Genomic DNA, 9,507 nt, shown 5'->3' on the forward strand with positions numbered 1-9,507 from the left:
AAACAAAGAGAGCGAAAGCGCGGACGGTGAGTGGCGAACAGGGAAATCAGGGACTTGCACAAATGCCGGCGATAAATGGCAGCATCCTTCTCCCCGCCCGCGGGGAGAAGGTCCCGATGTCGGTGCGCGGGGGCCTTGCCAGTTAGCTCAGATGGGCATCCAATTCCGCGCGGATACGCTTCGCGGCCTCTTCTTTCACCGGCCCGTAACCACGGATCTGCATCGGCAGCGCCAGGGCTTCGGCAAGCGTAGCGGCGTTGTCAGCGTCGAGCTTTGAAAGCGCGTTTTCCACATGCGCTCCGTACCAGCCGATCAGCTCGCGCTCCATGCGCCGTTCCGCCGTGTATCCGAACGGGTCGAGGGCAGTGCCGCGCAGGCGTTTCATGCGGGCGAGCAGGCGGAAGGGCAGGCGCACCCAGGGGCCGAACCGGCGCTTGAGCGGCCGCCCGCGCGCATCCGTGCCGGAGGCGAGGAAGGGTGGGGCGAGATGATGGACGATGCGATAATCGCCCTCGAATTCGCCTGCGATGCGGGCGGAAAAATCCGTTTCGGTGTGCAGGCGCGCGACTTCGTATTCGTCCTTATAGGCCATGAGCTTGAACAGCGAGCGGGCGACGGCGCGGCTGACGGCATCGCCGCCAAGCGGAGCTTCGGCGGCGCGCACACGGTCGACAAGGCGGCGGTAGCGCGTTGCGTAGGCCGCATTCTGATAGTCTGTGAGGAAAGCCTCGCGGCGGGTGACGATCTCGTCGAGCGTGCCGTTTCCCTGCGGTGTCGGATCGAGCAGACCTTTCAGTGCTTCCGGCCTGTCCGCGGCCAGCCGGCCGATGAGGAAAGCGCGGTGGTTTTTCTCGATGGCGACGCCGTTGAGCACAATGGCCTGGGTCAGCGCGTTGAGTGAAACGGGCACGAGGCCCTTCTGCCAGGCAAAACCGAGCATCATCACATTGGCGAACACGGTGTCGCCCATGAGCTTTTCGGAAAGGCGGTTGGCGTCCATGGCGGCAAGACCGTCCTGGCCGGTCACGCCCTCGATCGCTTCAAGTCTCCGGTCCACGTGAAGGCTCGCATCGCGTTTTCGCACGATGTCGCCAGTGGGCATTTCGGCAAGGTTCACGACCGCACGCATGCCGGGGCGGTAGCTGGCCGACGCCTTGGGCGAGGAGGAGACAACGATGTCGCAGCCAATCAGCGCATCGGCGGCGCTTCGGTCTATGCGCACCTGATGGATGGCATCGGGCGCGGAAGCCAGCCGGACATAGGAAAGCACCGGCCCGAATTTTTGCGCGAAGCCCGTAAAGTCGAGCACGCTGGAGCCTCGGCCTTCCAGATGCGCGGCCATGGTGATGAGCGCGCCGACCGTGACGACACCCGTGCCGCCGACGCCGGTGATCATCAGGTCGAAGGGGCGGTCGAGCTCAGGGAGTTCCGGATCCGGCAGACCGGCGGCAAGCCGCGACAGGTCGATTTCCATGCCGGAACGCTTTTTGCGGGTCGCACCCTCGACGGTGACGAAACTCGGGCAGAAGCCATTCAGGCAGGAGAAATCCTTGTTGCAGGACGATTGATTGATCTTGCGCTTGGTACCGAACGCGGTCTCGAGCGGCTCGACGGAAAGACAGTTGGACTCGACCGAACAATCGCCGCAGCCCTCGCAGACGAGGTCGTTGATGACGACGAACTTCTTCGGATCCTCCATCTGACCGCGCTTGCGGCGGCGGCGTTTTTCCGTGGCACAGGTCTGCTCGTAGATCAGAACCGAAACACCCTTCACCTCACGCAGCTCACGCTGGACCGCGTCCATCTCGCGGCGGTGATGGATGGTGGTGCCGGCCGGTAGTTCGCCGGGCTGGAATTTTTCCGGTGTGTCTGAAACGAGCGCGATGCGCTCGACGCCCTCGGCACGGGATGAATGGGCGATGGCCTGAACGCTGACGGGTCCATCGACCGGCTGGCCGCCGGTCATGGCGACGGCGTCGTTGTAGAGGATCTTGAAGGTGATGTTGGCCTTCGCGGCAATTGCCTGCCGCACGGCCATCGAACCCGAATGATACCACGTGCCTTCGCCGAGGTTCTGGAAGACGTGGTTCTTGCCGGTAAAGAGCGAGGAGGCTGCCCAATTGACGCCTTCGCCGCCCATCTGGATGAGCGAGGTTGTTTCGCGGTCCATCCAGCTTGCCATGAAGTGGCAACCAATGCCGGCCAGCGCCTGGGATCCCTCCGGCACCTTGGTGGATGTGTTGTGCGGGCAGCCGGAGCAGAAATAGGGGGTGCGTGTGGCGCCTTCCACCTGAAGGGAAACGGTCGGCGCGGCGAGGATCTTTTCCGCGCGTTCGACAAAGCCGTTGCCGGGGAAAATGCCTTCGAGCCGGCGCGCGACGATGGGAAGGAGAAGGCGGGGAGAAAGCTCGCCGGTCCACGGGACGAGACGTTCGCCCTCCTCGTCGCGCTTGCCCACCATGGCATGCGGTTTGTGGCCGGGCCAGTCGTAGAAGTACTCCTTGAACTGGCTTTCGAGGATGCCGCGTTTTTCCTCAATGACGAGGACTTCTTGCTTGTCTTTCACGAAGTCGAGGGCTGCACGGCGGGCGAGCGGCCACACCATGCCGACCTTGTAGATGTCGATGCCGAGCTGCCGGCACTCGGTCCCGCCGATGCCCAGAAGACGCAGCGCCTCCATCAGGTCGAGATGGGCCTTTCCGGTGGTGACGATGCCGAAACGGGCATCCTTCACATCGTAGATGTGACGGTCGATGGGGTTGGCTTCGGCAAACGCCAGAACGGCGTGCTTCTTCGCCTCCATGCGTTCCTCGATCTGCGGGCCGGGAAGGTCCGGCCAGCGATAGTGAAGCCCGCCGGGAGGCGGGGTGAAATCGGGTGATTTGAACGCACGGGGAGCGGGAATGTCGATGGAGGCGGCCGATTCCACCGTTTCGGAAATCGCCTTGAAGCCGACCCACATGCCCGAAAAGCGCGACAGCGCATAGCCATATTCGGCGAAGGCCAGATATTCGCTCACCGAAGCGGGATTCAGCGTGGGCATGAACCACGCCATGAAGGCAACGTCCGACTGGTGCGGCATGGAGGAGGAGACGCAGCCATGGTCGTCGCCGGCGACGACCAGAACGCCGCCATGGGGCGAGGAACCGTAGGCGTTGCCGTGTTTCAGGGCATCGCCCGAACGGTCGACGCCGGGGCCCTTGCCATACCAGAGGCCGAAAACACCTTCGACCTCGCGATTCGGGTTGGTCTCGACCTGCTGGCTGCCGAGCACGGCGGTGGCGGCGAGATCCTCGTTGATGGCGGGGAGGAATTCGATACGGGCGGCGTCGAGCCGGTCCTTCGCCTTCCATAACTCCAGATCGAGTGCGCCGAGCGGCGAGCCGCGATAGCCGGAGATGAAGCCTGCCGTGTCGAGACCGGCCGCGCGGTCGCGGCGCGCCTGATCCAGAACGGCGCGCACCAGCGCCTGCGTGCCCGTCATGAAGACGCGGCCTTTTTCCTGGGTGTAGCGGTCCTCGAGCCGATAGCGCGCGAGTTCGCCGGCCTTGGGTTGGACGGTCATGCAATTCCTCCAATGCAGACTGGAAGAATTCTAAACCGGAGAGAGTGGAAATTTGTGCCAGATTTGGCGTTTTCAGATTTGATTCTGGTTAGATTATCCGTATTCATTACATTTGACGGATAAAATTTCAGGATTGGCGCGGATGTCCGAAAAACTCAGCGAGCAGGACCGGAAGCTTCTTGAGGCCCTGCAGGAGAACTGCCGCATATCGAACCAGGAACTTGCCGAACGCGCCGGCATGTCGGCTTCAGCCTGTTGGCGACGGGTGAAGACCTTGGAGGAAGCGGGATTGATCACGCAATATGCGGCGCTGCTCGACGTGGAAAAATCCGGCCTCGGCTTTCAGGCCATCGTGCATGTGACGCTGACGCGGCACGACCATCGGCATGTGGATACGTTCATCGCGGAGACCCGGCGGCGCTCGGAGGTGCTCGACTGCTATTCCACCACGGGCGAGGCGGATTATCACCTGCGTGTCGTGTGCCGGGATCTGGCGGCCTATAACCGGTTTCTGGAAGATTTCCTGTTTCGGCTGCCGGGCATCGCCAATGTCCGCACCAACCTGGTCCTGAAGGATATCAAGAAGAACAGTCCCGTTCCGGTGCAGGTCAAGACCGGTTGACATCCCGTGGTGGGCCGCTTCTATCTCGGGCACCGAACGTGGAGGACAGCGGATGTCGAATGTGGCGCTTACGGGGCTCGCGCGCGATCTTGAGCAGCGGGCGGAAGAGGGGCGGCCGGTGCGTATCGGCCTGATCGGTTGCGGCGAGATGGGCACGGACATCGTCACGCAGGTGGCGCGCATGAAGGGCATCGAGGTGACAGCCATTGCCGACACGCGGCCCGAACGCGCGGCGAAGGCGATCGAGATTGCCGGGCGTGATGCCGGGAGCGCGGTGGAGGCGGCAAGGGCGGGCGCGGTGAGCGATGCGATCCGGGCCGGAAAGACCGCGCTTTGCGGCGATTCCCTGATGGTTGCGCAGAACGATCTGGTGGATGTGGTGATCGACGCCACCGGCAAGCCTGCGGTGGGTGCGGAGATCGGTCTTTCGGCCATGGAAGCGGGCAAGCATCTCGTCATGATGAATGTCGAGGCGGATGTGACCATCGGCGCATATCTCAAGCGTGAAGCGGCGCGGCTGGGCGTCACCTATTCGCTGGGCGCGGGAGACGAGCCGTCTTCCTGCATGGAACTGATCGAGTTCGTTTCAGCCATGGGGCACGACATCGTTGCCGCCGGCAAGGGCAAGAACAATCCGCTCAACATCGACGCGGTGCCGGACGACTATGCCGAGGAGGCGGAACGGCGCAACATGAATGTGCGCATGCTGGTCGAGTTCGTCGACGGGTCCAAGACCATGGTCGAGATGGCGGCCATCGCCAATGCCACGGGTCTCGTGCCCGACAAGCCGGGCATGCACGGTCCGGCGGCAAGCCGCGAAGAGCTTGCAGGTGTACTCTGCCCGGTTGCCGATGGCGGCGTGCTCTCGAAGAAGGGCTGTGTCGACTTCACGGTCGGCAAGGGTGTCGCTCCCGGCGTTTTCGTGGTGGCGGAGATGGACCATCCGCGCCTGCGCGAACGCATGAACGACCTGAAGCTGGGGGCGGGGCCGTATTACACCTTCTTCCGGCCCTATCACCTGACCTCGCTGGAAGTGCCGCTCACCTGCGCCCGCGCCGTGCTCTATGGCAAGGCGGACATGGTGCCGCTCGACCGACCGGTCGCGGAGGTGTGTGCGGTGGCCAAGAAGGATCTGAACCCCGGCGACCGGCTCGATGCGATCGGCGAATATTCCTACCGATCCTGGATCATGACGGCGGACGAGGCGCGCGCGGCGACGGCCGTGCCATGCGGGTTGCTCGAGGGCGGCAGGGTGACCGCGCCGGTGAAAAAGGGCGCGCTTCTGACGCATGCGAATGTCGCGCCCGATGCTGCTTCGCGGCTTGTAGCGCTGAGAGCGCGGCAGGATGCGATGGTGTTCGGCGAAGGGTGAGAAGCGCCTACTTCCCCAGTTCGATGGAGCGCTTCTTGGCCGCCTCGACGGCGTCGCTGACCAGATCGAGCAACCGGTTCTCGTCCATGAAGACGGAAAGCGCGGCGGCGGTGGTGCCGTTGGGGCTCGTTACCTGTTCGCGCAGCCTGCCAGGTTCGTCGTTGCTTTCCTTGGCCAGAGAGGCGGCGCCATAGACCGTCTGCATGGCAAGGAGTTTCGCGGTCTCCGCAGGCAGGCCGGCCTTCTCGCCGGCGGCGGTCAGGCATTCGATGAAGTGGAAGATATAGGCAGGACCGGAGCCCGAAACGGCGGTTACGGCGTCCATCAGTTCTTCATTGTCGATGGTGGTGACGGCGCCGCTGGTGGCCAGCAGTTCCTCGGCGAAGTTTTTCGCCTCGTCGGTCACATTGCGGTTGGAAAACAGCACCATCATGCCCTTGCCGATGGCGGCCGGCGTGTTGGGCATGCAGCGCATGATCGCGGCGTTGCGGCCAAGAATTTCCTCGAACGTGGCCGTGCCCGTACCGGCCAGAACGCTGACGAAGGTCGCGCCGTCGGCGAAGCGGGCATAGGCGGGGGCCACGTCGCGAACGACCTGCGGCTTGACCGCGAAAACGATCATATCCGCGCCGGCGGCGAGCGCGTCAGCGTTTTCGGCGACCGTGACCCCAAGTGCGGCGGCGCGGGCGCGTAGACCGGCATTGGGCTCGATCACCGTGGCATCTTTCGAAGCCAGCTTGCCAGCGGCGATCCAGCCTTTCAGCATGGCGTAACCCATATTGCCGCAGCCGACGAGAATGACCGATTTGCCCATGAAACTTCTCCCTTGACGATGGGAGAGGAATGCCGCGAGCGGGCGGCGAATGCAACAGGGTTGCGGTGCCGATGGCCAAATTGCCGTTTGCGGGCGCCGAAGAGGTTTGCTAAAGGGCACTCAGGAAATCGATCAACCGGACGCCGGGCCAAAGCCATGACAGCCAAGAAAGCACGCCGATAAGCCGCAACGATCTTGTCTTGTCGTTGCGGCTGCCTGTCCGGGTTCCCTGAAAATTCAAAATGACCAACAGGCGCCGCCAAATGCCTTTCATTTGACGGATGCTTTGTCATGTTCAATCGAAATCCACGGCTGTGGACCTACAGCCTGCCGGTGGCGCTCGCGCTTCTGGCTCCGTTCAACATCCTCGCCTCGCTCGGCATGGATATCTACCTTCCGGTCGTGCCGGCGATGCCCGCGATCCTCGGGACCACGCCGGCCACGATCCAACTGACCCTCACGCTCTACATGATCGTTCTGGGCGTGGGACAGATCGTCTTCGGACCGCTGTCGGATCGCTGGGGGCGACGACCGGTTCTCCTGGGCGGCGGACTGCTTTTCGCGGTCACTTCTCTGGCGCTGGCGGCGACCTCGTCGGCGGGCGTTTTCCTGGCTTTGCGGATTGCGCAGGCGGCGGGCGCATCGGCCATGCTGGTGGCGCTTTTTGCGACGGTTCGCGACGTTTATGCCGGGCGTCCCGAAAGTGCTGTGGTCTACAGTCTCCTGAGCGCAATGCTTGCCTGCGTGCCGGCATTCGGGCCGATTGTCGGCGCGCTGATCGCGGAAGAATTCGGGTGGCGCGCAATCTTCGTGGCGCTTGCCGCACCGGCTATAGCCATGCTTTTCGGGTCGCTCGCCGGATGGCACGAAACGCGGCCACGCAACGAGGGAATGCGCACGACCTCGTTCGGGCCGATGCTGAAAAGCCTGCCGTTCTGGACCTACACTCTGGCCTTCGGAACGGCGATGGGCGCGTTCTTCGTGTTTTTCTCGACCGCGCCGCGCGTCCTCATCGAGAGGGCGGGTTACAGCGAGTTCGGTTTCAGTCTCGCTTTCTCCACCGTCGCGTTCGCGATGATGATCACCGCACGCTTCGCCAAGCGTTTCGTGGAACGCTGGGGGATAGCCGGCAGCGCGGCACGCGGCATGGGCACGATGATGCTGAGCGCGGCTCTGCTCATTACAGGCGAAATGCTTGCGCCGCCTTCCTTCCTCTCATTCATTCTGCCTATGTGGACGATGGCGGTGGGGATCGTGTTCACCACCTCTGTGACGGCCAATGGGGCCCTGGAGGATTTCGGCGACATGGCGGGAACGGCAGTGGCCCTGCATTTCTGCATACAAAGCCTCGTGGTCGGCTTTGTCGGCACGATTTTCGTGATCGCGTTCGACGGCGCCACGGCATGGCCGCTTGCCGCCTATGCAACCTTCATGGCGACGATCACCTTGCTGACATTGCGGCGATTGCGAAAGAAGGCGTGAACCATGACGCGCATGCGGGCCGGTCCGCCGGCCCGCATTCTACACGCCGAATTTGCGACCTGCGTCCAGGGCGAGACCGCGCCCCACGCTGCCGAACATATCGCCCTCGATCACCGATGCGGCGGGGAGCATGTCCAGAACGCTTTCACGCAGAAGCGGGATCGCCGAAGACCCGCCGGTGAGGAACAGGGCGGTGATCTGATGCGGCGCGACATCGGCATTGGCGAGGGTTTCGGCAACCGCTTCGCGAACGCGCTCGACGGTGGCCGATATGGCCTCGTTCAATTGGCCGCGGGTGACCGGCAGATGCAGGGCCTCGTCGGTGAGACGCAATTCGATGGCGCTATCGGTCAGGTCGGTGAGCGCGATCTTCGCCCGTTCGACCTCCGCCACGGCCGCATGACCCTGCCGGTTTGCGACGATATCGATCATGCGTTCGACCAGATCGGGCCGCGCGGCCTCGTACCGGATCTGCCGGAGGTCCGTCATCGCGCGGTTGGTGTAGAGCATGTGGATGCGCTGCCAGGTGGCGAGATCGATATAGTACCCGGCCGGAAGCTGGCGTTTGCCGTCTTTGGTCTGCGTGCGGTACCCCAGCTCGGGCATCAGATGAGCGATGCTGAGGAGCCGGTCGAAATCCGTTCCACCGATATGCACGCCGTGGCTGGCCAGAATGTCTTCCTTGCGGTCGGCCCGTTGCGCGCGCTCGAAGGAGACGCGGACAATGGAAAAATCGGACGTGCCGCCACCGATGTCGACGATCAGCGCCAGTTCCTCGCCGGTAACCTGCTGCTCGTAATCGAGCGCGGCCGCAATCGGTTCGAATTGAAATTCGATATTGCCGAAGCCGCGTCTCTGTGCGGCTTTTTCAAGTTCGTCCTGTGCCCGCCGGTCGGCTTGCGGATTGTCGTCGACGAAACGCACCGGACGTCCAAGCACGATGTTGTCCACCGGCCCGCCGAGACGGGTTTCCAGATTTTCTTTCAGGAAGTGCAGAAACGAGCCGATAATGTCGGAAAATGCGATGGAGTGGGCCTTTACGCGTGTCTTTTCCTGAATAAGCGAGGAACCGAGAACGCTCTTTAAGGCCCGCAACAGGCGGCCCTCGACATTCTCCGTATAGCGGCTGACGGCACCGCGCCCGAAATAGGTGCGGTCGTCTTCGAAATTGAAGAAAACGGCGCTCGGCATGGTGACCTCGCCATGCTCCAGTTCGACCAGACGCGGCTGGCCGTTCTCCATAAAGCCGACAGTGGAATTGGACGTGCCAAAGTCGATGCCGCCGCTCAGCGCTCGCATGGGAAATGTCCTTGCAGGAATTCGGATCGTTCAGGGGAGACGGAGCGATACACAATCGGCGGCGGGAAGTCGACAGCGTGGCGGCGTTTAATTCTTCTCCGGTTCGCGGTACTGCTCGTTGGCATAACCGAATTCGGCCATGATGCGACCGAGCCCGACATAGACGGGATACATCGCGGTCGAAACGGATCCGGTTGCCGCGAGACGAAGCGCGCCGCGAAACGGCGCGGCGGCGAGAAGCGCCAGGCTTTTGGCGAAAACGCGCAATCGCCCGGCGGTTCCGTCGCCGCGTTTCTTCTTTTCGACCAGGGTGGAGATGACCCCGTTGCGCAGCGCGCGAGCGCGAATCCAGT

Annotated in this window: 6 protein-coding genes and 1 pseudogene; 3 read left to right on the top strand and 4 right to left on the bottom strand. The window is 63.1% G+C overall.

Annotated features, from left to right (window positions below; genetic code table 11):
• Positions 1–142 precede the first annotated feature (142 nt).
• The gene (locus QZ638_RS19920; RefSeq protein ID WP_295813645.1) at positions 143–3,565 is read right to left on the bottom strand and encodes an indolepyruvate ferredoxin oxidoreductase family protein; all 3,423 of its coding nucleotides are present in this window, start codon (positions 3,563–3,565) and stop codon (positions 143–145) included.
• 142 nt (positions 3,566–3,707) lie between these two features.
• Here QZ638_RS19920 and QZ638_RS19925 point away from each other — a divergent pair, with 142 nt between their 5' ends.
• A complete protein-coding gene (locus tag QZ638_RS19925) occupies positions 3,708–4,187 on the top strand; it encodes an Lrp/AsnC family transcriptional regulator (protein ID WP_295813646.1) in 480 nt (159 codons plus the stop codon).
• Between the two features lie 52 nt (positions 4,188–4,239).
• The gene (locus QZ638_RS19930) at positions 4,240–5,559 is read left to right on the top strand and encodes an NAD(P)H-dependent oxidoreductase (RefSeq protein WP_295813647.1); all 1,320 of its coding nucleotides are present in this window, start codon (positions 4,240–4,242) and stop codon (positions 5,557–5,559) included.
• Between the two features lie 7 nt (positions 5,560–5,566).
• Here the strand turns inward: QZ638_RS19930 and proC are convergent, their stop codons facing one another.
• Positions 5,567–6,373 (bottom strand): pyrroline-5-carboxylate reductase, encoded by an 807-nt coding sequence (proC, locus tag QZ638_RS19935; RefSeq protein WP_295813648.1) that lies wholly within the window; start codon positions 6,371–6,373, stop codon positions 5,567–5,569.
• Between the two features lie 291 nt (positions 6,374–6,664).
• Between proC and cml the strand changes: the two genes are divergently transcribed.
• A complete protein-coding gene (gene cml / locus QZ638_RS19940; RefSeq protein ID WP_295813649.1) occupies positions 6,665–7,855 on the top strand; it encodes a CmlA/FloR family chloramphenicol efflux MFS transporter in 1,191 nt (396 codons plus the stop codon).
• A 39-nt stretch (positions 7,856–7,894) separates the two neighbouring features.
• On the opposite strand, the gene QZ638_RS19945 is transcribed toward cml, so the two are convergent.
• Together QZ638_RS19945 and QZ638_RS19950 are read right to left on the bottom strand one after the other, a co-directional pair.
• A complete protein-coding gene (locus QZ638_RS19945; protein WP_295813650.1) occupies positions 7,895–9,154 on the bottom strand; it encodes an Hsp70 family protein in 1,260 nt (419 codons plus the stop codon).
• Between the two features lie 87 nt (positions 9,155–9,241).
• Positions 9,242–9,507 (bottom strand): annotated as a pseudogene (locus QZ638_RS19950) (glycosyltransferase family 2 protein); the annotation flags it as partial.

The organism is uncultured Nitratireductor sp. (assembly GCF_913053745.1).
In the GTDB taxonomy this organism is placed as follows: Bacteria; Pseudomonadota; Alphaproteobacteria; order Rhizobiales; family Rhizobiaceae; genus Nitratireductor.

Coding starts and splice junctions, on each gene's coding strand:
- cml (WP_295813649.1), top strand. CDS start 6,665: ATGTTCAATCGAAATCCACGGCTGTGGACCTACAGCCTGCCGGTGGCG.
- QZ638_RS19925 (WP_295813646.1), top strand. CDS start 3,708: ATGTCCGAAAAACTCAGCGAGCAGGACCGGAAGCTTCTTGAGGCCCTG.
- QZ638_RS19920 (WP_295813645.1), bottom strand. CDS start 3,565: ATGACCGTCCAACCCAAGGCCGGCGAACTCGCGCGCTATCGGCTCGAG.
- QZ638_RS19930 (WP_295813647.1), top strand. CDS start 4,240: ATGTCGAATGTGGCGCTTACGGGGCTCGCGCGCGATCTTGAGCAGCGG.
- QZ638_RS19945 (WP_295813650.1), bottom strand. CDS start 9,154: ATGCGAGCGCTGAGCGGCGGCATCGACTTTGGCACGTCCAATTCCACT.
- proC (WP_295813648.1), bottom strand. CDS start 6,373: ATGGGCAAATCGGTCATTCTCGTCGGCTGCGGCAATATGGGTTACGCC.